14 protein-coding genes and 1 pseudogene are annotated in these 22341 nt (G+C 72.5%); 9 read left to right on the top strand and 6 right to left on the bottom strand.

Going from position 1 to position 22341, the window contains the following annotated elements; all coding sequences use genetic code 11:
- Positions 1-299: 299 nt before the first annotated feature.
- Entirely contained in the window at positions 300-2177 is a 1878-nt protein-coding gene (locus NAEX_RS32600; RefSeq protein WP_170136181.1) for an FG-GAP repeat protein, read from the top strand.
- A gap of 488 nt (positions 2178-2665) precedes the next feature.
- On the opposite strand, the gene NAEX_RS32595 is transcribed toward NAEX_RS32600, so the two are convergent.
- Together NAEX_RS32595 and NAEX_RS32590 are read right to left on the bottom strand one after the other, a co-directional pair.
- Entirely contained in the window at positions 2666-4165 is a 1500-nt protein-coding gene (locus NAEX_RS32595) for a hypothetical protein (RefSeq protein ID WP_096331383.1), read from the bottom strand.
- A 300-nt stretch (positions 4166-4465) separates the two neighbouring features.
- Positions 4466-5971, bottom strand: coding sequence for a vWA domain-containing protein (locus tag NAEX_RS32590; protein WP_096331382.1), 1506 nt, complete (start codon positions 5969-5971; stop codon positions 4466-4468).
- A 392-nt stretch (positions 5972-6363) separates the two neighbouring features.
- Here NAEX_RS32590 and NAEX_RS32585 point away from each other — a divergent pair, with 392 nt between their 5' ends.
- The 4 genes from NAEX_RS32585 to NAEX_RS32570 all read left to right on the top strand — a co-directional run bounded on the left by NAEX_RS32585 (position 6364) and on the right by NAEX_RS32570 (position 11988).
- Positions 6364-6975 (top strand): RNA polymerase sigma factor, encoded by a 612-nt coding sequence (locus NAEX_RS32585; RefSeq protein WP_096331381.1) that lies wholly within the window; start codon positions 6364-6366, stop codon positions 6973-6975.
- Positions 6976-6981: 6 nt separating this feature from the next.
- Positions 6982-8865, top strand: a complete 1884-nt coding sequence (locus tag NAEX_RS54010; protein WP_096331380.1) for a serine/threonine-protein kinase — start codon at positions 6982-6984, stop codon at positions 8863-8865.
- On the top strand, positions 8853-10877 hold the full coding sequence (locus tag NAEX_RS32575; RefSeq protein WP_096331379.1) for a hypothetical protein: 2025 nt from the start codon (positions 8853-8855) through the stop codon (positions 10875-10877). The genes NAEX_RS54010 and NAEX_RS32575 overlap by 13 nt, the downstream gene beginning before the upstream one ends.
- 172 nt (positions 10878-11049) lie before the next feature.
- On the top strand, positions 11050-11988 hold the full coding sequence (locus tag NAEX_RS32570) for a hypothetical protein (protein ID WP_100793508.1): 939 nt from the start codon (positions 11050-11052) through the stop codon (positions 11986-11988).
- A 788-nt stretch (positions 11989-12776) separates the two neighbouring features.
- On the opposite strand, the gene NAEX_RS54740 is transcribed toward NAEX_RS32570, so the two are convergent.
- Both NAEX_RS54740 and NAEX_RS51070 read right to left on the bottom strand, forming a co-directional pair.
- On the bottom strand, positions 12777-13214 hold the full coding sequence (locus NAEX_RS54740; protein WP_096331377.1) for an IS66 family transposase: 438 nt from the start codon (positions 13212-13214) through the stop codon (positions 12777-12779).
- The gene (locus NAEX_RS51070) at positions 13154-13660 is read right to left on the bottom strand and encodes a DUF6444 domain-containing protein (protein WP_170136178.1); all 507 of its coding nucleotides are present in this window, start codon (positions 13658-13660) and stop codon (positions 13154-13156) included. Before NAEX_RS51070 ends, NAEX_RS54740 begins: the two co-directional genes overlap by 61 nt.
- A 692-nt stretch (positions 13661-14352) precedes the next feature.
- On the opposite strand from NAEX_RS51070, the gene NAEX_RS32560 reads away from it, so the two are divergent.
- Genes NAEX_RS32560 through NAEX_RS32550 form a run of 3 tightly spaced genes read left to right on the top strand, consistent with a single transcriptional unit; the run spans position 14353 to position 21381 of the window.
- A complete protein-coding gene (locus tag NAEX_RS32560; RefSeq protein ID WP_170136177.1) occupies positions 14353-16701 on the top strand; it encodes a DUF4215 domain-containing protein in 2349 nt (782 codons plus the stop codon).
- Positions 16702-16743: 42 nt separating this feature from the next.
- The gene (locus NAEX_RS32555; protein WP_096331375.1) at positions 16744-18990 is read left to right on the top strand and encodes a DUF4215 domain-containing protein; all 2247 of its coding nucleotides are present in this window, start codon (positions 16744-16746) and stop codon (positions 18988-18990) included.
- Between the two features lie 39 nt (positions 18991-19029).
- Positions 19030-21381, top strand: coding sequence for a DUF4215 domain-containing protein (locus NAEX_RS32550; protein ID WP_096331374.1), 2352 nt, complete (start codon positions 19030-19032; stop codon positions 21379-21381).
- Here NAEX_RS32550 and NAEX_RS54735 read toward each other — a convergent pair.
- Positions 21275-21625 carry an alpha/beta hydrolase family protein gene (locus NAEX_RS54735; protein WP_211302513.1) on the bottom strand — a complete coding sequence of 117 codons (351 nt, stop codon included), beginning with the start codon at positions 21623-21625 and terminating at the stop codon, positions 21275-21277. The two genes, NAEX_RS32550 and NAEX_RS54735, sit on opposite strands and share 107 nt — an antisense overlap.
- A gap of 160 nt (positions 21626-21785) precedes the next feature.
- On the opposite strand from NAEX_RS54735, the gene NAEX_RS53235 reads away from it, so the two are divergent.
- On the top strand, positions 21786-22007 hold the full coding sequence (locus NAEX_RS53235; protein ID WP_170135316.1) for a hypothetical protein: 222 nt from the start codon (positions 21786-21788) through the stop codon (positions 22005-22007).
- An 87-nt stretch (positions 22008-22094) separates the two neighbouring features.
- Here the strand turns inward: NAEX_RS53235 and NAEX_RS53230 are convergent.
- Positions 22095-22336: pseudogene (locus tag NAEX_RS53230) on the bottom strand (group II intron reverse transcriptase/maturase); the annotation flags it as partial.
- Positions 22337-22341: the final 5 nt, after the last annotated feature.

Raw genomic sequence — 22341 nt, 5'->3', positions numbered from 1 at the left:
CAGCCCGGGCGGCAGCGCGCCCGCTCCTCGCTCCGCCGCGGCCCCGGTCCGCAGCCACAAGCCCATGCCGATGCTGGCCATCGTCCGGTCGCGTCGCATGAAACCTGCTGTCAGCTCGCCCCCCAAGTCCGGTACCCAACCTTGGTTGGGGCCGCCAACCCGGCCTGCCCGGCGAGGCAGCACAAGCCCAGGAATCGCGCCCCGGCAGGCCTGGCACGGCGCTTGCCTTGGCCTCGCTCACCATGTCGAACCGCGCCCGTCTCTATCCGCTCCTCACGCTCTGCACCCTGGGTTGCCCGATGCCCGCCGAACCGGCCGACGCGACCGCCACGACGGACGACGCAACCAGCGACGCGAGCTCGAGCACCTTCGCCGAAGAATTATCGACCAGCGAGGCGATCCTCTCGACGACGTTCGCGGAAGACATTATCACGACTGGCAGCACCAGCGACAGCACCGGCACCGAGGACGAGGCTCCTCCCGCCGCGCCGAGCCTCGTCCTCGACTATGCGCCGATCAAGCAGTTCCACTTCTCGTGGGAGCCTGTCGCCGGCGCCGAGTATTATCAACTGCTCGAGCGCCCCTACCCCGAGATCCCCGGCTGGTCGCAGCTGGGAGACGACCTGCTCGGAACCTCGATCACCACGTCGATGCCGATCCACCTGCGCGTCGGCGCGGCCTACCGGCTCCGCGCCTGCAACCAGGCCGGCTGCAGCGATTCGGCGCCCGTCGAGGTCGATCCAGGGGTCGACGAAACGATCGGCTACTTCAAGGCCTCCAACGCCGGGAGCGGCGATTACTTCGGCTACGGTATCGCCATCTCGGCCGACGGGAGCACCATGGTCGTAGGAGCTCCGCTCGAGGACAGCGGCGCTTCCGGCATCGACGCCGAGCAACTCGACGAATCGAGCGTCGATAGCGGAGCGGCCTACGTGTTCGTGCGCGAGGGCGACACGTGGAAGCAGCAGGCCTATCTCAAGCCCTTCAACGCGGACACGCAAGATCGGTTCGCCCAGGTCGCCATCTCCGCCGACGGCGACACCATCGCGGTCGGCGCGCCAACCGAGGACAGCGCGGTGACGGGCATCGATGGCGATCCGAGCGACAACAGCGGGCAAAATTCGGGCGCGGTCTACGTGTTCGAGCGCAAGGGCGGCGCCTGGTCGCAGACGGCGTACATCAAGGCGAGCAACACCGAATCGTACGCCAATTTCGGCGGGAGGGTGTCGCTGTCCGCCGACGGACATACCCTCGCGGTCGGCGCCCCCTACGAGAGCAGCGCCGCAACCGGCGTCGACAGCAACCCGTGGAAAGGCGTCGTGGAGGACTCCGGCGCCGCCTATGTCTATTCCCGAGAGGGCGACGCCTGGAAGCAACGCGCGTACCTCAAGGCGTCGAACACGGGCAAGGGGGACAGTTTCGGCAGCGCCCTCGCGCTCTCCGCCGACGGCACCACCCTCGCCGTGGGCGCGACTCACGAGGACAGCGGGTCTCCGGGGATCAATGGCGAGCAATTCGACGACTCGCTGGACTCGGGCGCGGTCTACATGTTCGCCCTGGAGGGCGGCGCCTGGTCGCAGCAAGCGTACATCAAGGCCTCGAATCCGAACGGTCCCGACCTCTTCGGTTTCAGCGTCGCCCTGGCGCACGACGGGGACACGCTGGTCGTCGGGGCGCCCGCGGAGGCCTCCGCCGCCGCCGGGGTCGACGGGGACCAGTGGAGCGACGAGGCGTACGCCGCCGGGGCCGTCTACGTGTTTTCGCGGCAGGGCCAGGCCTGGCAGCAGGAAGCCTACATCAAGGCCCCGAACGCGGAGGAAGACGATCACTTCGGGATCAGCGTCGCGCTGTCCGGAGACGGAGGCGTCCTCGCCGCGGGTGCCCCGGGTGACGACAGCGGCGAGGCCGGCAGCTTCGCCGACCCATCCGACGATACCGGGCCGAATTCCGGCGCCGCCCACGTGTTCACGCGCGTGGCCGGGCACTGGACCCACCGGAGCTACCTCAAGGCGCCGAACTCCCGCAGCGGCCACGAGTTCGGCTCGGTGGTCGGGCTCACGGCCGACGGCGGCACGCTGGTGGTCGCTGCCCCCCTGGAAACGAGCACCGCCAAGGGCGTCGGCGGGAATCAGCGCGACGCAGCGGGGGAACAGGTCGGCTCGGTGTACATGTATTGAGCGCAGACTCGTCGCGCCGCACGCCATCGCTCGGGGCGCGGCCTTCAGGACTACGGTGAATCGTCACTCGAGGCTCCGCAGCATGATCGCTGTTCGTCCCGTTCTTCGTTGAACAGAGGAAGACGGCATGACCCCTCGCCCGAGCCATGGGCGCACACGATCCTCTCCGCGCTCCCATCACTCTTCGCTTCGAGACGCCCCACGAGCCGGCCCACCCCCTTCGCGGATGAATTGCCCGTCCCCGTCCTCGGGCAGCGCGCGCGCCGGCTCGGGCCAGTGCTCGTCGTCCGGGTCGAACACCAGCGCCCCGTCCGGCACCTCCGCCAGGCGACCACGTCGCCGACCCTGTATGTCCGATCGGTCAGGTTGTTTCTCTCGTGCCTGACGACCCTCGACGAAGCCTCTCCGAGCGCGCGCCGAGGGCCGCGCGAGGATACGCCAGGGGGCCCTGGGAGCGCGACGCCGATCCGCGCGAAGGTTCGCGCCGATCACTCGGTGTCGACGGCCCAGATCGCAATCTGCGGCTCGGGCAGCGTCGAGCCCGTCAGCAGCCACAGCGTGTCCTCGGCGACCACCGCGTCGACCACCAGCTCGCTGCGCTCGAAGCCGAGCGGTCGGCGCCACTGCTCGGTCCGCAGCAACGTACCGGCCATGTCGGGATCGGGCGCGAGCGTGCTGGCGACCAGCTCGCACGGCTTCTCGACCGTCTCGCCGGCCACGGCCTCGCAGCGGCACTTGTCGCACAGGCACAGGATGTCGAAGTAGTGGTCCTCCTGCCAGGTGAGGCTCACGTCGTGGGGGCACTCGAGGTGCCACGCGCGGACCACGTCGGGGCCGTTCTGCAGCGCGACGCCCCACGCCTCGGCGCGCGACTCGACGCACGGCGGCGCCGCCTCGCAGCCGCCGGCGCAGGTCGGCGTCGGGCACTCGACCGTCACGCCGCCGAGGATCTCCTCATACGTCCACGGCTCATTGGCGATCAGGCGCGTCGGTTCGCCGAGATCGCGCTCGGTCATCACCACGCCGTGCGCGCCGTCGCCGAAGGACGACAGGACCGCCGTCAGCGGCCGTCCCGCCGAGAAGTCGCCGATCCGCACCAGCGGGGTGCCGGGCTGGTCGGCAGGGGCGTCGAGGTCGCGGACGAACAGGTACGTACCGTCGAGGTCGTCGGCGAATTGCGACCAGCTCATCTTGAGCGTCCCGGCGACGTCGTGCAGCCAGATCGACCACGCCGGGGCGCCGGCGATCAGCGGCTGCTCGACGCGCCCGTCGGGGAGGTCGTACAGCGCGCGGATGTCCTGGTCGGCGACGGTGAAGTACGCCATCGGCACGTCGTCGGGGCGCGTGCGGGTGCCGAGGAACCACTCGACGTCGTCGCGCACCGCCGCCGGGATCGAGTAGCCCTCCGGATCGATCTCCGCCTGCGGCGGGTAGTGGATCGTCGGCGGGTTTTGCCCGTCCTGGAACCACAGCTCGATCTGCCCGTCGAGCCGCGGCATCAGCGCGCCCGAGCGCCCGCCGAACGTGTTCTCCGTGACCCACATGTCCGCGAAGGCGCTGCCCTCGTCGGTCAGCAGGAACGCCTCGTGCTGGATGCCGAAGGTCGGGACCGCCTGCGTCTCCACGTACAGCGCGGCCTTGCCGAGCGGGGCGGCGGCGAGGTGGTGATAGAAATCGGCGCCGTCGCACTGCAGGCGCATGACCCCGCGGATCTTGCAATCGTCGGCGCCGGCGCAGGCGGCCTCGTGCAGCTCCAGCGCCGGGACCAACTGACAGCGCTGGATCGGCGCCGGGCCCGGGGGGGTGCCGGTGGTCGGGAGCGGCTCGCCGGTGTCGCTGCTCGTGGTGCCGGTGGTCGTCGTGCCGGTGGTCGTCGGCGCCAGCGTCGTCCCCGGCGGCTCGCCGGTCGTCGTCGTCGTCGTCGTCGCCGCGCCGGTGCTCGCGTCGGTGTCGAACTGGGTCAGGTCGACGCAGCCGGCGGCGAGCATCGCTGACAGGACCCATGGGACATGTCCGAGAGCGCAGATAAAAAAAGCGGGCCGGACGCGCGGGTGGGGCGAGCTGAATAGAGGCATCGCCATAACATAGTAGGCACACCCGGCGGCCGGCCCGCGAGCCGCGCTCGGGCCGCCGTGGCGGCGATCACCGAGCCCGGGCAAAATCGGGCGAGGATGCGTATGTCGTTGCGGGTCGGTGTAGGGCCGCGGCGCCGCGGCGCCCGGCGATACGTACACGATCGGCGCGGCGGCGGACACTGTTCATAGCAGCGGCAATGACGGGACCGCGCGTCAGAGCGCCTCGAGGATCCGGCGGATCTCCGCCAGGTCGGCGTCGCCGGGCAGCGCCGCCTCGGCGCGCGCCAGGGCGGCGAAGGCCGGGTCGAGCACGCCGGCGGTGGTGACGTCCGCCCGCAGGGCCTTGAGCGCCTCGGCGTACTCGAACACCGCCGCGCCCTTCTTGAGCAGGGCCGACTCGGCGGCCAGCACCTCGCCGAGCTGCAGCGAGACCTCGACCTCGCGCTCGGCGAAGGTCACGGCGTCCTTCCACTGGGCGACGACGGTGAACTCGGCGTTGGGGTCGAACTCGGCCGGGGCGCAGGTCTCGATGGTCTGGTGGAACACCATGGCGTCGTCCGGCGCGAGGTGCTGCGGCTCGACGTCGGCCGGGTCGGCGGAGTACTCCTCGCCGCTGAACTTGACGATCGAGAAGCCGGGCGGCATCTCGAGGCGTACGCGCACGTCGCGGGCGGCGACCGACATGGTCTGCACGAACCGCTCGCGGAACATCCGCCGCGCCTCGTCGGCCGAGGGGATGAACAGCGAGGCGCCGCGGCCGACGTCGGTGACGGTGTCCATCAGCGCGTCGTTGTAGCTGTCGGGGTCGCCGACGCCGACGCCGACGAGGTAGATGCCCTCCTGGTCCTCGGCGCCGGCGCCCTCGGCGATGATCTCCGCGTCGGTGACGCCCGCGTTGGCGCCGCCGTCGCTGACCAGGACCACGCGGTTGAGCTTGCCCGCGTCGAAGTGCTTGCGCGCCAGCTCGTAGCCGGCCGACAGCCCGCCGTGGAGGTCGGTGCCGCCGCCCGCGGCGAGGGCGTTGCACACGGCGACGAGCGCCGGGTCGTCGGCGCCGGTGACGGGGTGGCCCGCGAGCTTGACCGCGTTCTCGGTGTCCCAGCCGACCACCGACACGACGTCGCCGGCGCGCAGGCTGCCGGCGATCTGGCGACACACCTCCTGCTGGAGCTGCATCGGCACGCCGTCCATCGAGCCCGACTCGTCGAGCACGAGGGTGACGCTCATCAGCCGCCGGTCGGCGTTGCCGATCGCCTCGCCGGCGACGCCGATCTGCATGAGGTACTGGCCCTCCGGCATGCCGTCGACGCGCGTCAGCTCGGGCGTCACCGTGATCTGGCCCGGCTCGGCCTTCGGGTACGCGAACGAGTAGTAGTTGAGGAACTCCCACGTCCGCAGCGGCACGCCGTCGAGGCTGCCGCGGCTCAGGATCGCCTCGCGCGCCTGCACCGGCGACGACGTCGAGTTCGAGTCGTCGGGCGACAGGAAGAGCGTCATCGGCGTCTCGGTGTCGCACGCCGGACCCTCGCCCGCCTGGGCGTCGTCCGGCATCTGCTTCGGCACCGGGTCCTCCTCGGGCGGCTCGCCCCAGCTGTCGTAGGCGCCGCCGGCAGCGTCGTCGCCGCAGGCGCCCGTGAGCGCGGCCAGCAGCGGGAGGATCAGCGCGCCCCGCCGACCGGCGCGCGCGCGTGGAGTGCAAGGAAGGTGTAAGCCAAGCATGTTCGTCCCTCCACGGCGGAGTAACCGCGGCGGCCGCCCGAATTGCGGGCGCGAGAAAAAACCGCCGCGGCGCGAGCGACCCCGGCGGGGGCCGTGCGAATTGCGGGCGCGAGAACAACGCCGCGGCGCGAGCGACCCTGGCGGCGGCCTCGACGGGACCTGGGTCGTCGCGGCCGCGGCCAGGCGCCCGCGCGCTCGGCCGAGGCCGGCGACGCCCTGGTGAGGGCTGGCCGAAGGACCGCGCGGGGGCTCGCTGTCGCTCTCCTCGCGCAGACCCGACGGCTCACGGTCGGCGAGTTCGGGGCGCCTTGGATGTCCCGGCCGGCGGGCGCAAAGGACGCTCCGGGGCGCTTCTTGCGAGCCGACGCGCGGCTCTGCTACCGTGGGCGCCCGTGGCGGACGCCAGCGATTCGCAGCTGCTCACGGCCTGGCGCGGCGGCGATCAGGCGGCCGGCGAGGCCCTGTTCGCCCGCCACTTCGCGTCGATCGCCCGCTTCTTCCGCAACAAGATCCACGGCGACATCGAGGAGCTGATCCAGCGGACCTTCCTCGGCTGTCTCGAAGGACAGCAGCGGTTCAGCGGCGAGGGCAGCTTCCGCGGGTTTTTGTTCGGGATCGCGCGCAACGTCCTCTACAACCAACTGCGGACGAACCACCGCCACGGCCAGCCGCTCGACCTCGACGAGGTGTCGCTGTGCGAGCTGGGCCCGACGGCCAGCGCCGTGGTGGCCAAGGAGCAGGAGGAGCAGCTGCTGCTCGACGCGCTGTTCCGCCTGCCGCTGGCCCACCAGCTGGTGATCGAGCTGTTTTATTGGGAGGAGCTCAGCGTGGCCGAGATCGCCGAGGCGCTCGGGGTGCCGGTCGGCACCGCGGCGACCCGGCTGCGGCGCGCCCGGCAGCTGCTCGAGGAGCAGATGGCGATGCTGACCAGCTCGCAGGCGGTGCGCGAGCGGATCCCGTTCGGCTTCGAGACGTGGGCCCGCAACCTGCGGGCGCAGCAGTAAGGCGCCATGGACCCGGAGCGCCCAGGCCCGCGCCCCGGCGCGCTGTCGGACCTCGAGGCGAAGCTGCTGGCGGCGAAGGTCGGCGGGCGCCTGTTCCAAAGGCCAGCCGAGCCGGTGCAGCTCGGCCGCTACCGCCTGCTCGGGCGGCTCGGCCAGGGCGGCATGAGCGTGGTGTTCCGCGCCCAGGACCCGCAGCTGCGGCGCGAGGTCGCGGTCAAGCTGCTGCACTCGCCGCGCGGCCAGCCCGACCCCGAGCAGCTGGCCCGCCTGCGCCGCGAGGCCCAGGCGCTCGGTCGCCTGTCGCACCCCAACGTGGTCCAGGTGTTCGAGATCGGCGAGGCCGACGGGCAGTCGTTCGTGGTGATGGAGTTCGTGCGCGGCACGACGCTGCGCGAGTGGCTGCACGAGCGCCCGCGGGCGCTCGGCGAGGTGGTGGAGATGGTGTCGCAGGCGGGCCGCGGGCTGGCGGCCGCGCACGCGGCGGGGATCATCCACCGCGACTTCAAGCCCGAGAACGTGCTGGTCGGCGAGGACGGGCGCGCCCGCGTGGTCGACTTCGGGCTGGCGCGCGCGAACCCGGGGGCGCCGGCCGAGACGTCGACGGGCGGCCTCGACGCGCCGCTGACGAAGTCGGGCACGGTGCTCGGGACGCCGGCGTTCATGGCCCCCGAGCAGCTGCGCGACCCGGGCCGCGCCGACGCCCGCGCCGACCAGTTCAGCTTCTGCGTGATGGCCTACGAGGCGCTGCACGGCGAGCGCCCGTTCGAGGACCTGGCGGCGGTGTCCGCCGGCCGCGTGCGGCCGCCCCCGCCGGGGACCGCGGTGCCGGCCCCGCTGCGCGAGGCGCTGCTCCGCGGGCTGCGGACCGACCCGACCGAGCGCTGGCCGACGATGGACGCGCTGCTGGCCGCGCTGGCGGCGGCGGACAGCCGGGCGACGGCGAGGCCGCGGCGCCGTCGCTGGCTGCTCGGGGCCGGGGCGGTGGCGCTGGCGGTGGCCGCAGTGCTCGGGGGCCGGGCCTGGTCGGCCCGCCGCGAGGCGCAGGCGAGCGAACGGCAGGCGGTCGCGCTGGAGCAGCGGCTGGCCCGACTGCTGGCGGCCGGCGAGGTCGAGGCCGCCGGTCACGTCCTGGCGGACGTGAGCGACGCGCAGGCCGGCCGGGCCTGGACGAGCTGGGCCCTGCTGCTCGAGCAGGCTCCCGGCCGCTCGGCGCGCGCGGCGTGGGCCCACGCGTACGTGTTCGCGGGCGCGGACGCGCAAGCGCGCCGCGAGGCGCTGCTCGGGCTGGCCCGCGCCGCGGTGGCGACGCGAGAGGAGGCGCGCTCGCGCGCGTCCGGGCCGGTGCCGACGCGCGCGGGCGCGCTTCCGGGCGACGCTTCGCCCGCGGCGACCCGCGCCGACGCGCTTTCCGGCGCCGTCATCCCGACGCCGACGCGCGATTTCGCCCTTCCCGGCGCTTCCACGTCGGCGCCCGCCCTCCCCGGCGTCACCGCCCCGACGCCGACGCGCGACTTCGCCCTTCCCGGCGCTGCTACCCCGACGCCCGCCCCTCTTCCCGGCGTCACCGCCCCGACGCCGACGCGCGACTTCGCCCTTCCCGGCGCTGACACCCCGACGCCCGCCCCCCTCCCCGGCGTCACCGCCCCGACGCCGACGCGCGACTTCGCCCTTCCCGGCGCTGCCACCCCGACGCCCGCCCCCTCCCCGGCGTCACCGCCCCGACGCCGACGCGCGACTTCGCCCCTCCCGGCGCTGCCACGTCGGCGCCCGCCGCCCTCCCCGGCGCTGCCGCGCCAGCGCCGACGGGCGCTTTCGCGCCCTTCGGCGCCGCCGAGCCGACCGAGCCGCGGTCCGGCGCGCGTGCCGACGCGGCCGGGGTGCTCGCGCTGATCACCGCCGAGGCGCCCGAGCTGCTGTCCGCCCCCGAGCTGGCGCCGCTGCACGCCGCGACGCGGGCCGCGGGGGCCTTCGGGGCGCCGCCCGGGCCCGACCAGGAGGGGCTGGGGCAGCGGCTCGTCGACGCCGCGGCGCCGCACGAGGTCCGCGCGCTGGCGCGGGCCGGGCTGCTCGACCTGGCGGCGGCGACCCTGCTGACCCTCGCGGGCCGGGCAGAGGCGCCGACGCGGGCGCGCTGGCGCCTCGCGGCGGCGACGGTCGTCGCGGCGGCCGGCGACGGGCCGCGGGCCCTGGCGTTGGCGACCGCGGCGGCGCAGGAGCCGACGGCCCGCGCGGCCGCGCTGGGCGAGCAGGTCGCGCTGCTCTCGCGCGACGGGCAGATCGAAACCGCCGCGGAGGTCCTCGCGGCCCGGCTGGCCGAGGCGACCCTGGACGACGCGGCGCGGCGCGAGGCCGAGGCGCTGCGCGACCGCCTCGCGGCGATGCTGGCCGCCCGCTCGCGCCTGCCGCTGCGCTTCGGCGAGGCGGACGCGTGGCTCGCCGTCGAGCCCGCGGCGCTGCGCGGCGACCCCGTCGAGCCCGCGCTGGTCGTCGACAGCGACACGGGCCTGCTCGCGGCCTGGCCGCTCGAGCTCCGCGCCGATCGCCTGCTCGTGGAAGTGCAGCTCACGGCGTCCTCGCGGCCTGCCGACGCCGCCTTCGCGGTCGCGGTCACCAGCGCGGACGCCTCGGCCCAGGTGGGCCTGCGCGTCACGATCGGCGAGGGCGACGAACCCGTGCTCGCGCTGGCCTGCGAGGCCGCGCCCCGAGCCCCGCACGCGGACGCGAGCCCCGAAGACCAGCCCGAGGCGAGCGATCCGCTCCGCGGCAGCGCCGCAGCTCCCGACCGCGCTTCGCCCCCGGGCGCCAGCGCTCCTCTCCACCGCAACGCTACGGCTCCCGCCGACGCTTTGCCCTCCGACGCCGGCGCTCCTCTCCACCGCAGCGCCGCAGCTCCCTCCGACGCCGCTCCTCTCCACCGCAGCGCCGCTTCTCCCTCCGACGCCGCTCCTCTCCACCGCAGCGCTGCGTCTCCCTCCGGCGCCACCGCTCCACTCCAGGCGAGCGCGGCCTCTCCCACCGGCGACGGCGCTCCTCCGCCGGGCGCCGTCGCGGGTGCGCCGGTACGCGTCGCCACGCCGCTCGCCCCGGTGCGCGCCGACCATGCCTTCGTCCCGCTGACGCTGCAGCTCGACCTCGACGTCGCCCGCGGCACCGCCACCTGTCGCGTCCGTGACGCGGAGCGGATCACGCGAGCCCGCGACGTCGTGGCTCTCCCGGGAGCCTGGCCCGTGGGCTCGGTCGCGCTCGAGCTGCGGGGCTCCGCGGCGCAGCGAGTCACCCCCATGCGGGTGCACCTCCGCGGCATCGAGCTGCTCGGCGCCTCGCCCGGCGCCGCCGGGCCGCGCTCCCCGTTCCTGCGAGCCGCGGCGCTGCTGGTCGACGGCGATCCGCGGGCGGCGATCGAGCAGCTCGCCGCCGTCGCCTCTCCGCGCGCCCGCCTGTGGCAGGCGCTCGCGGCGAGCCGGCTCCATCGCTGGCGCGACGTCGCGGCGCCGCTGGAGCGCGCCCTCGCCGACGAACCGGCCCTCGAGCTCGAGCTGCAGCGATGGCTGCGGAGCGACCCCGACGGCCTCGGCCCCGCGCTGCGGCACGCTCTCGGCGAGGCGCGCTACCTCCAGCTGTTCGCGCGCGCTTGGAGCCACGAGCTGGAGGCGCCGCGCCTCTCGCCCGCGATCGTGCGTCGGCTGCTCGCCGAGCTCGGCGGTCTCGACGAGCGCTGCGCCGGCGCCGGCGCGTGCGCCGAGCTGCACCGCGCGCACGGCCGGGCGCTGGCGCAGATCGGCGAATCGTTGCGGGCGCGCCGGGCCTTCGAGGCCGGGCTCGCGGTCGCGCCGGCCGACGCCTCGGGCCGCGCGCTGGCCAGCCAACTCGTCCTCGATCTCGCGCTGGTCAGGGCGCCGTGATCCGCGAGCCAGAAGGGGCCTCGTCGCCGTCGCCGCGATGCCGTCCGATGCCGTCGCCGCGCGGGGCCGTGATGCCGTACGCCGCGGGCTTTTTGCCGCGTCCTCCCGCAGGCGCGCGACACGGGTGTCACAGTTGACGGAGCAGCACGCGCGTGCTGTGCTCGCACGAGCGATGCGCGGGACGTCCTTGTTGTCGGGGCTTTGCGGCGGGGCGCTGCTGATCGGCTGCGGTGACGACGGCGGCGCGACCACCGGCGGGCAGATGATGTACACCACCCACGGCAGCGTCAGCGACGGCCTCAGCCCGGTGGGCGACGTCATCGCCGCGCCCGGCGACGGCGTGTTCGGCGTGGAGAGCGGCAGCGGGGTCGGCCAGATCCGCGACGGCTGGACCGTCGAGTACCAGAAGATCCTCGTCTCGCTCGGCACCGTCACCCTCACCACCGCCGCCGAGGGCGACGTCGAGGTCGTCGCCGACTTCATCATCGATTTGCAGAGCCTGCCGGTCGGCGGCAGCCTCCTCGAGCGCGCCGACATCCGCGAGCGCGCGAGCACGATCGCCTTCACGCTGCCGCGGGCGAGCGCGGGCAAGAGCCGGCCGTTGTCGCCCTACACGGTCGAGCAGGACGCGAAGCTGATGGTCGACGGCGGCTACGCGATCTACGTCGAAGGCACGATCGAGAAGGCCGGCGGCATGTCGTGCAAGCCCGAGGCTCCGGCGGACTGCGTGCCGGCCCCGCTGGTCCGGTTCCGCTGGGGCCTGCCGCACGGGGTGGCCTACGGCGACTGCGAGTGGGCCGACCCGACGGTCGCCAACGAGAAGGTCACGCTGACGTTCCCCGCCGTCGGCTGGCTGCAGACCGCCATCGGCGCCGACAGCCCGACCCTGCGCGCGCAGTGGATCGCCGACGCCGACCTCGACCGCGACGGCGAGACCACCCTCGCCGAGCTGCAGCAGATCGACGCGAGCACCCTGCTGACCCGCCGCCGCGGCTACGACCTGTCCGGCGCCTCGGGCACGATCGCCACCGCCTACGACTTCCTGCGCGAGCAGGCGCGAGTCCTCGGCCTGCGCAGCTACGGCGAGTGCGCCTCGGCCCGCGACCTCTGACCCGCCCCGCCCGGCGCGAGGGTCCGTTCGAGCCGTGGACCCCGAGCGCGGTGTCGCGGCCAGGGACGACGGCGCCGAAGAGGACCGGCGCGCAATGGGCTTCGCGCAGGCCGACCGCGCTCGACTTGCGCCCTCACGCGGCCTTCGCCGACGGTCGAATATGGCACCGGCGAGGTCGGAATCCAGCGAGTGCGCTGGCCCCCTCGCTGGCGAGCCCAAAATGCGTCCTCGAGCCATCCGCCGAGCGCGCGTCCGTTCGCTCCTTCGCTCCAACGCCCGCTTCCAGATCCGTCGTAACCGTTCACGCCCCAGTCATGCCGTGTTTGTGAGCAGACGAGGTATCGCGAGGCCGTCTCGGGCTGCGGACAGGGCACCGGTCAAGGATTCGAAGGCACGACGGCTCTGGCGTTTGCACGTCTGCATGACGGACAGGATCCGCTCGACGAATCGACCCCCTTCGGGCTGTCGGTTCCGAAGGACGAGCGACGACAGACGACCGGGTGTCGGATGTCGCGCTCGGCGCGGTTGTTGGTCGGCGCGCCGTCCGGCTTGTCACGAATGTCCACAGGGCAGGTTCGAGAGCCAGGAGGTTCTTGCACCTCCCTGCGATCCCGTCGCCGAGGTGCTCGGACCACTGCTCCAGTGCCCGGCGGACCTCACCGCGGAGCATGTTCATCCGGCGCACATAGGATGCTTTCGTGATCTCTTCGGACGTGTAGCCGTGCTGGGCCCGCCACATCCGCCGCTCGAAGGCTCGCATCTTTCGCCGAAGCGGGCCGCATCCCCGCTCAGCTCGATCTTCGACTGCAAGTTCCGCCCGAGGTGGAACCAGCAGACCTGCCGTTGCTCGGGGTCGAGGACCAACTCAGGGCCGAGGATCTCGGTGACGACGTCGCGGCTCCGCTCCGCCTCGATTCGGTAGTAGACGCCTCCGGCGTCGATGCGACCCAGAGCCACGCCTTCGAGGCATCCTCGGTCCACGAGGTCTCGTCCATGTTGACGTGCGGTGCGGTGCGGATATGGGCCAGGACCTCCGCATGGGGCTCTGCGAGGACCTCGCTCGCACGCGCCTCCAGCTTGCTCACCGAGCCCAGCGCCAGCTCGACGCCGAGCACGTCGCTCAACAGCTCCCGGACGTTCCTCTTCGAGACCCGATATCCACCCGTCAGCAGGGCGACCAACGCTGCCAGCCGCGGCCCGAAGCACCCCGCCGCCTCTGCCGGCACCTCGGCCCGCGTGTGGTGGCCGCACGGGCACTCGAGCGTGTGGACGCGATACTCGGTGACGGTCCCGCGACTTCCGGCAGCTCAATCACCTGTCGTCGACTCGGCGCCGGATCATCGCCGCGGAGCGGTTGTTTGCATCCTTCGCAGACTGTCGGTCGGATGTGGTAAATCTCGTCGACCTCCCCCGGCGGCGCGAGCTCCCTCATCGATCGCTGGTGCCCCTTCTGCCCTCCGCGCCGCCGCTTGCTCTTCGGCTTGCGCGTCCGACTTGCTCGCGCATCCGCGCCGTCACGCGACGGCGGCAGCGACGAGTTCATCGAGTTCCGGCCGAGCCGGGCCTTCAGGTCACGCACGAGTTCCACCACCTCGGCCAGTTGCGCCTCGAGCTCCGCCACCCGGGCTTCCAGCTCGGCAATTCGTCGGTCCTTGGCCTCGAGCTCGGTCACAGAGGCACAAGAGCATTTTCGAGCGCCCCTGTAAACTTCTCGGCCCGTGAACGGTACTCCTCGCCGGCGTGGCGACCCTCGATCCCGGCGGGCGCGACGTGTGGGTCCGGCGGATCATTGCCGACCGACCGTCCCGCGCCGCAAGCCCGACGAGGACGAGGCTCACCCCGAGGCACCGCCGGGTTCGGCCCGGCCGGCGCGACGGCGGCGCGGCGGCCACCCGAAGGCCGCATCCTCCCGCCGGGGCGGGCCACGATCCCGACCCGGCGATCTCGTCCGACGTCGATCCGACGCCGCGTCGACCCCCCTCGGCCATAACAGGGCCCGACGGGTACGACGCAGAAGTGACGACTCCCGCGGCATCGATCGCAATTCCTTATGATTGAGCAGCCTGCTTCGCTGGCCCGTCTGCGCCGCGTCGTCCTGGTGCAGCGTCGATTCGCGTTCGACCGCGCACATTCGCGCGACTCCGACCGCTCCGCCGCCAGGATCTGCGGCCCCAACTCACATGGCTCGAAGTTCAGGTGCTCGCCTCTCGGCGTCGATCCTCGGCGAATATCCTCCTGCGAATGCATCGCTACGGTCGGGACCTGACGTCCACGGCCGTAGCGATCGTGCCGGCTCCCCCGCTCGCGCCGCGCCTGGCCACGGCGTGGGTCGTCCGTCATCCAACCGATCGGAGTAGCAAACAGATGGAGAACACGAAGTACCTCGAGGTTCGCCGCGCCTATGCGTGTACGCTGGCGACGGCGCTGCACGTTTTGGCCACCGGCTGTGACGGTGGCGTGGAAGTCTCGATCCATATCACCAATCCAGCGCCCGACGTCCCCTGCGGCGACGGTCAGCTCGACCCCGGCGAGGAATGCGACGACGGGCCCGAAAACGGCAACGACGCCGCTTGCAAGCTCGACTGCACCCTGGCCGTCTGCGGCGACGGTCACGTCGGCCCCGGCGAGGCCTGCGACGACGGCAACGACGTCGACGACGACGAATGCAGCAATACTTGCGCGCCGGGTCCGATCTGCGGCGACGGCGTCGCCGATCCGGGCGAGGCCTGCGACGACGGCAACGACGTCGACGACGACGCGTGCAGCAACGCCTGCGGCCTCCCGGCCTGCGGCGACGGCATCGTCCAGATCGGCGAGGCCTGCGACGACGGCAACAGCGACGACACCGATCTATGCACCGCCCTGTGTGTCCCCGCCAGCTGCGGCGACGATCACCTGCAGCCCGCCGCTGGCGAGGAGTGCGACGACGGGGCCGGCAACGGCGCGAACGCGGCCTGTCGCGCCAATTGCATGCTCAACATCTGCGGCGACGGCGACATCGGCCCCGGCGAGGCCTGTGACAACGGCCCGAGCAACGCCGACAACGCCGCCTGCAAGCTCGACTGCACGCTCGCCGTGTGCGGCGACGGCCACCTCGGCCCCATGGAGGGCTGCGACGACGGCAACGCCGTCGACCTCGACGCGTGCAGCAACGCGTGCGTCGTCCCGCTCTGCGGCGACGGCGTCGTCCAGGCCAGCGAGGCCTGCGACGACGGCGACGCCGACAACACCGACGACTGCACCGACGCCTGCACCCTCGCCGCTTGCGGCGACGGCTTCGTCCAGGCCGGCGAGGCCTGCGACGACGGCCCGGACAACAGCGACGGTGGCGACTGCACCCTCGCCTGCACCGTCGCCACTTGCGGCGACGGCCACGTCCACGATCAGGGCGGCGGCGACGAGCAGTGCGACGAGGGCCTCGCCAACGGCCCCGGCCACGCCTGCCTCGCCGATTGCACCCTTAACGTCTGCGGCGACGGCGACCTCGGCCCTGGCGAGGCCTGCGACGACGGCAACCTCGCCGGCGGCGACGGCTGCGGCCCGCTGTGCACCCACGAAGCGTGCGGCAACGAGGTCGTCGACGCCGGCGAGCAGTGCGACGACGGCCAGGACGGCGACCCGGACGACGGCTGCACCGACGCGTGCATGCTGCCGATCTGCGGCGACGGCTTCGTCCAGCCCAGCAAGGGCGAGCAGTGCGACGAGGGGGCCGGCAACAGCGACGGCAGCGACTGCACCAGCCAGTGCAAGCTGGCGACCTGCGGCGACGGCCTGGTCCAGCTCGCGGTCGAGCAGTGCGACGACGGGGCCGGCAACGCCAACACCCACGCCTGCAAGCTCGATTGCACGCTGGGCTACTGCGGCGACGGCTACGTCGGCCCCGGCGAGGCCTGCGACGACGCCGACGCGATCAACGACGACACCTGCAGCAACACCTGCAAGCTGCCGACCTGCGGCGACGGCCTCAAGCAGGGCGCCGAGGGCTGCGACCTCGGGCCGCTCAACGACAACAGCGGCGAATGCACCCTCGCCTGCACCGTGGCCAAGTGCGGCGACGGCCTCGTGCGGGCCGGGGTCGAGGCCTGCGACGACGGCAACGCCAACAATAACGACGCTTGTCTGAACACGTGTCAGCTCGCGGTGTGTGGCGACGGCGCGGTGCGGACCGGCGTCGAGACCTGCGACGACGGCAACACCCTCGGCGGCGACGGCTGCAACGCCTTCTGCTTCCGGCCCAAGCGCGTGTTCGTCACCGGCTCCTCGTACTCGGCCAACCTGGGCGGGCTCAGCGGGGCCCAGGCCAAGTGCCAGGCGGAGGCCGCCGACGCCGGCCTGACCGGCACCTGGGACGCCTGGATCAGCACCAACGTCAGCAGCCCGGCGACCCGTTTCATCAAGTCGACGACGCACTACGCCCGCATCGACGGCCCCGAGATCGCCCAGAGCTGGGAGGACCTGACCGACGGCACCCTCGACGCGCCGATCAACATCAGCGAGGGCGGCCTGCCCGTGATCCCCATCGGCGTGTGGACAGGCACCGCCGCGAACGGCAGCGCCCTCCCCGAGACCTGCGTGAACTGGACCAGCTCGCTGTCCACGAACAAGGGCTACGACGGCCGCAGCGACGCCGTCGACTTCAACTGGACCGCGCGCTCGCTCGCCCTCGGCTCCACCTGCCAGGCCTACCAGCGCCTGTACTGCTTCGAGCAATGAGCCCGGGCCGCCACTCGACATCTTTCTGGAGATTTCATCACCATGTCCATCCGCATTCGACCCATTCGTTCCTTGCAAGCGGGCCTGCTCGCGGCCGGCCTGCAGCTCGTGATCCCGGCCTGCGACGGCGCCCTCGACGTCGCGGTCGACATCAACGTCACCACCGCCGGCGGCGCCTGCGGCGACGGCGAGCTCCAACCCGGCGAGCAATGCGACCACGGCCCGGCCAACGGCCCCGGTCAGGCGTGCCACGCCGACTGTCAGCTCAACATCTGCGGCGACGGCGACCTCGGCCCCGGTGAGCAGTGCGACGACGGCGACGACAACGGCCCCGGCGCCCCCTGCACCCCCCAATGCAAGCCCAGCGCGTGCGGCGACGGCTTCGCCGGCCCGGGCGAGGCGTGCGACGACGGCAACGCGCTCGACACCGACCTATGCACCTCTGCCTGCGTCCCCGCGGCCTGCGGCGACGGCCACCACCAGCCCGTCGCCGGCGAGCAGTGCGACGACGGCCCCGCCAACGGCCCGAACGCGGCCTGCCGCACGAACTGCACCACCAACGTCTGCGGCGACGGCGACATCGGCCCGGGCGAGGCGTGCGACAACGGCCCGAGCAACGACAACAACGCCGCCTGCAAGTCGAACTGCACCTTCAACGTGTGCGGCGACGGCCACGTCGGCCCGCTGGAGGGCTGCGACGACGGCAACATGATCGACCTCGACGCGTGCAGCAACACCTGCGTCGCCGCCACCTGCGGCGACGGCCTGGTCCAGGCCACCGAGACCTGCGACGACGGCAACGCGCTCGACACCGACGCTTGCACCGCCGCCTGCACCGCCGCGGCCTGCGGCGACGGCCACGTGCAGCCCGGCGAGGCCTGCGACGAAGGGCTCGAGAACAGCGACAGTGGTGACTGCACCCTCGCCTGCGCGCAGGCGACCTGCGGCGACGGCCTGCTCCACGATCAGGGCGGCGGCGGCGAGCAATGCGACGAGGGCCCGGCCAACGGCCCCGGTCACGCCTGCCTCGCCGACTGCACGCTGAACGTCTGCGGCGACGGCGACCTCGGCCCCGGCGAGGCTTGCGACGACGGCGACCTCGTCGGCGGCGACGGCTGCACCGCGACGTGTACGCTCGAGGCGTGCGGCAACGGGGTCGTCGATCCCGGCGAGCCGTGCGACGACGGGGCCGACGGCGACCAGGACGACGGCTGCACCGACGACTGCACCGTGCCCGCCTGCGGCGACGGCCACGTGCAGGCCAGCCTGGGCGAGCAGTGCGACGCCGGCGCGGGCAACAGCGACGGCGGCGCCTGCACCCTGAGCTGCGAGCACGCCGTGTGCGGCGACGGCCTCGTGTGGCTCGCGGAGGAGCAATGCGATCAGGGCGTCCACAACGGCGACGACAAGCCGTGCAAGCTCGACTGCACCGGGGCCGTCTGCGGCGACGGCGTCGTCGGCCCCGGCGAGGCCTGCGACGACGCCGACGAGGACGACGACGACGAGTGCACCAGCGCGTGCAAGGCCATGACTTGCGGCGACGGCGTCGTCCAGGTCGGCGAGCAGTGCGACGACGGCCCCGCCAACGACAACGCCGGCGCCTGCACCCTCACCTGCTTGCAGGCCAGCTGCGGCGACGGCTTCGTCCAGGCCGGCGAGGCCTGCGACGACGGCGACGACGACGACAGCGACGCCTGCGTCGCCTGCCAGGCGGCCACCTGCGGCGACGGAGCGCTGTGGAGCGGCCACGAGGCGTGCGACGACGGCAACAACGTCACCGGCGACGGCTGCAGCGACGACTGCACCGTGCCCAAGCGCGTGTTCGTCACCTCGATCGGTTACACCGGCGACCTCGACGGGGTCGTCGGCGCCAAGGCCAAGTGCCAGGCCCGCGCCGACCTGGCCGGCCTCGGCGGCGTCTGGGACGCCTATCTCTTTTATTCGATGTACGACACCCCCACCACGCGCTTCACCCACTCGGCCACCGGCTATCAGCGCCTCGACGGCGCGATCGTGGCCGACGACTGGGCCGACCTCGTCGACGGGTCGATCGACGCGCCGATCAGCATCAACGAATTCGGCGGCCACGTCGGCACCGAATGGGTGTGGACCGGCGCCGGGTCGCAAAGCAACTCGAACCTTTCAACCTGCAGCTACTGGAGCACCGACTTCTCCTCCAACAAAGGGTGGGTCGGTCAGACCCAGGCCGTCAACGGCACCTGGAGTCTCTATTCCGATGCGGCGCTCGCGTGCAACGTGCCGCGCCGTCTGTACTGCTTCGAGCAATGACCCGTCCGCGCGACCTCAAGAATCCCAGGAGACTTTGACATGAAGAACCACACGATCCTCCGTACTCTCGGCATTCGCGCGGCCCTGCTCACCGGCGCCCTCCTGCTGTCGGCCGCCGGCTGTGACGCCGACGTCGCCGTCGACCTCGACGTCGACCCGCCGAACCTCGGCAGCGGCGGCAGCCTGGGCGTCTGCGGCGACGGCCAGCTCGGCCTCGGCGAGCAGTGCGACCACGGCCCGAACAACGGCCCCGGCCAGGTCTGCCGCAGCAACTGTCAGCTCAACGTGTGCGGCGACCTCGAGCTCGGCCCCGGCGAGGAGTGCGACCAGGGCTCCGCCAACGGCGACCATAAGCCCTGCACCTCGCAGTGCCTGCACGCCGTGTGCGGCGACGGCCTGCTCGGTCCCGGCGAGGCCTGCGACGACGGCAACGACGTCGACGGCGACGCCTGCACCAACGCCTGCGTCCTCGCCTCGTGCGGAGACGGCATCACCCAGCCGCCCGAGACCTGCGACGACGCCAACACCGTCGACGACGACGCCTGCCGCAACACCTGCGCGGCGGCCACCTGCGGCGACGGGGTGCTGCAGACCGTCGTCGGCGAGCAGTGCGACCACGGCCCTGCCAACGGCCCCGCCGCCGCCTGTCGCGCCAACTGCCTGCTCAACGTCTGCGGCGACGGCGACCTCGGCCCCGGCGAGCAGTGCGACAACGGCGCGAACAACGGCGACCACGCCGGCTGCAAGCTCGACTGCACGATCAACGTGTGCGGCGACGGCCACGCCGGGCCGCTGGAGGGCTGCGACGACGGCAACGCAGTGAACGACGACGGCTGCACCGACGCGTGCACCGTCCCGACCTGCGGCGACGGCATCGTCCAGGCCACCGAGGCGTGCGACGACGGCAACGCGATCGACACCGACGCCTGCACCAACGCCTGCACCGCCGCGGCCTGCGGCGACGGCTTCCTGCAGGCGGGCGAGGCCTGCGACGACGGCGCGGGCAACAGCGACGGCGGCGACTGCACGCTGGCCTGCACGATCGCGGTGTGCGGCGACGGCCTCGTTCACGACCAGGGCAGCGGCCACGAGACGTGCGACAACGGCCCGAATAACGGCCCGCACAAGGGCTGCCTCGCCGGCTGCCAGCTCAACGTCTGCGGCGACGGCGACCTCGGCCCCGCCGAGGGCTGCGACGACGGCAACCTGGCCGCGGGCGACGGCTGCAGTCCGGTGTGCACGCTCGAGACGTGCGGCAGCGGCGTCGTCGATCCCGGCGAGCAGTGCGACGACGGCATGGATCACGACCAGGACGACGGCTGCACCGATCTGTGCAGCGCCCCCGTGTGCGGCGACGGCTTCACCCAGCCGAGCCTCGGCGAGGAGTGCGACCTCAACGACGTCAACAGCGACAGCGGCGCCTGCACGCTGAACTGCAAGCAGAACGTGTGCGGCGACGGCCTGCTATGGGTCGGCGTCGAGCAGTGCGACGGCGGCGCGGACAACGGGGAGGACAAGCCCTGCAAGCCCGACTGCACCGGGGCCATCTGCGGCGACGGCTTCGCTGCTCCCGGCGAGGGTTGCGACGACGGCAACCTCGTCAACGAGGACGGCTGCACCAACGCGTGCAAGCTGCCGACCTGCGGCGACGGCTTCGTCCAGGCCGGCGAGCAGTGCGACGCGGGCGCCGGCAACGACAACAACGGCAGCTGCACCCTCGCGTGCAAGGTGCCGGCGTGCGGCGACGGCTTCGTGCAGCTCGGCGAGGGCTGCGACGACGGCAACCTCGTGCAGACCGACGACTGCCCGAACCACTGCCAGCTGCCCGTCTGCGGCGACGGCTACGTGTGGGCCGGCCACGAGCCGTGCGACGACGGCAACGCCACCCAGGGCGACGGCTGCTTCGAGTGCCAGCCCGCCAAGCGGGCGTTCGTCACCAGCACCACGTATGACGGCAACCTCGGCGGCCTCGCAGGCGCCGCGGCCAAGTGCCAGACGCGCGCCGACGCGGCCGGCCTCGGCGGCACCTGGGACGTGTGGCTCAGCACCGACGCCGGCTCCCCGTCGACGCGCTTCGCGCCGCCCCTCCCCGGCTATCGGCGGATCGACAACACCATCCTCGCCAACACGCTCGCCGACCTGACCGACGGGACGATCGACGTCGCCCTCAGCGTGACCGAACTCGGCAGCACGGCCAGCGCGTCGGACGTGTGGACCGGATCCAGCCCGAACGGCCAGGCCACCACCGCCACCTGCACCAACTGGACGACCAATAGCTCGGCGGTCACCGGCGAGTACGGACGCAGCAACGGGACCAATGCCAGCTGGAGCGACAACGGCAACCCTGCGACCTGCAACGGGCTCCGCCGCCTGTACTGCTTCGAGATCTGAGCAGCCAATACGAATCGAGCCGCGCTCCCGAGCACCGCTCGGGAGCGCGGCTCGTGCGAGCCGGGCAATTACTACCGCGGGCCTGCAACGCCTCGACGAGGCCCGGCACGTGCTCCGCCGTGAAGGTCAGGCCGATGAGCGTCGCGTAGCCGCCGTAGCTGGCGCCCATGATCGCGACGCATGCCTGGTCGCTGAGCTTCTTGGCGGTGACCCAGGCGACTGCGTCGAGCAGGTCGTCGTGCATCTTGCCGGCCCACTCGTGGTCGCCGGGGGCAGGTGGCGCTTGGCGAAGCCGTTCGAGCCGCGAAAGTTGACGCTCAGCACTGCCTAGTGCTGCCGGGCTGGAAACGCCAGAAGTTTAGAGCGGATTCGCACCCGGGTACTTGTGCAGGCGGAAGACCACCATGGCACGGACGGCCCCCAGGATCCTCGTCTCCGAGCGACAGCGGCGCATCCTCGACAAGCTCGAGCGGAGCCACAAGATCCCGCAGCAACTGGTCCCGAGGGTGCAGATCGTGAAGTTGTCGGGGCAAGGCGTTCCGAACAACGAGCAGGCGGTGGAGCTCGAAATTGGAACCCGAGGCGATCGGCCGATGGCGACACCGGTGGCGGAGTCGCCAGGCTGAACTGGCCGCTGCGGAGGAGAGCGGCGTCAGCGACCTCGAGCTCGAGCGCTTGATCCTCAAGGTCCTTGCCGATGGGCCGCGGACGAGCGCCTGCAGCCATTTCTGGATCAGCCGGACGACCCGACGGTCGCCGATCCGGTGCTCGATGAACTTCACCAGCCATCCGTGGTCGAGGGTGTCGAAGAAACCCCGGATGTCGGCGTCGAGCACCCACTTCACCTCCTTCTCGTGCAGCCCGACTGCGAGGGCGTCCAGCGCATCATGCTGGCCCCTCTTTGGCCGGAACCCATACGAAAAGCCGAGGAAGTCCCCTCGTAGATCGCGTTCACACCCC

The organism is Nannocystis exedens, assembly GCF_002343915.1.
Lineage (GTDB): Bacteria > Myxococcota_A > Polyangia > Nannocystales > Nannocystaceae > Nannocystis > Nannocystis exedens.
This window is presented reverse-complemented; position numbering and strand designations above follow the sequence as displayed.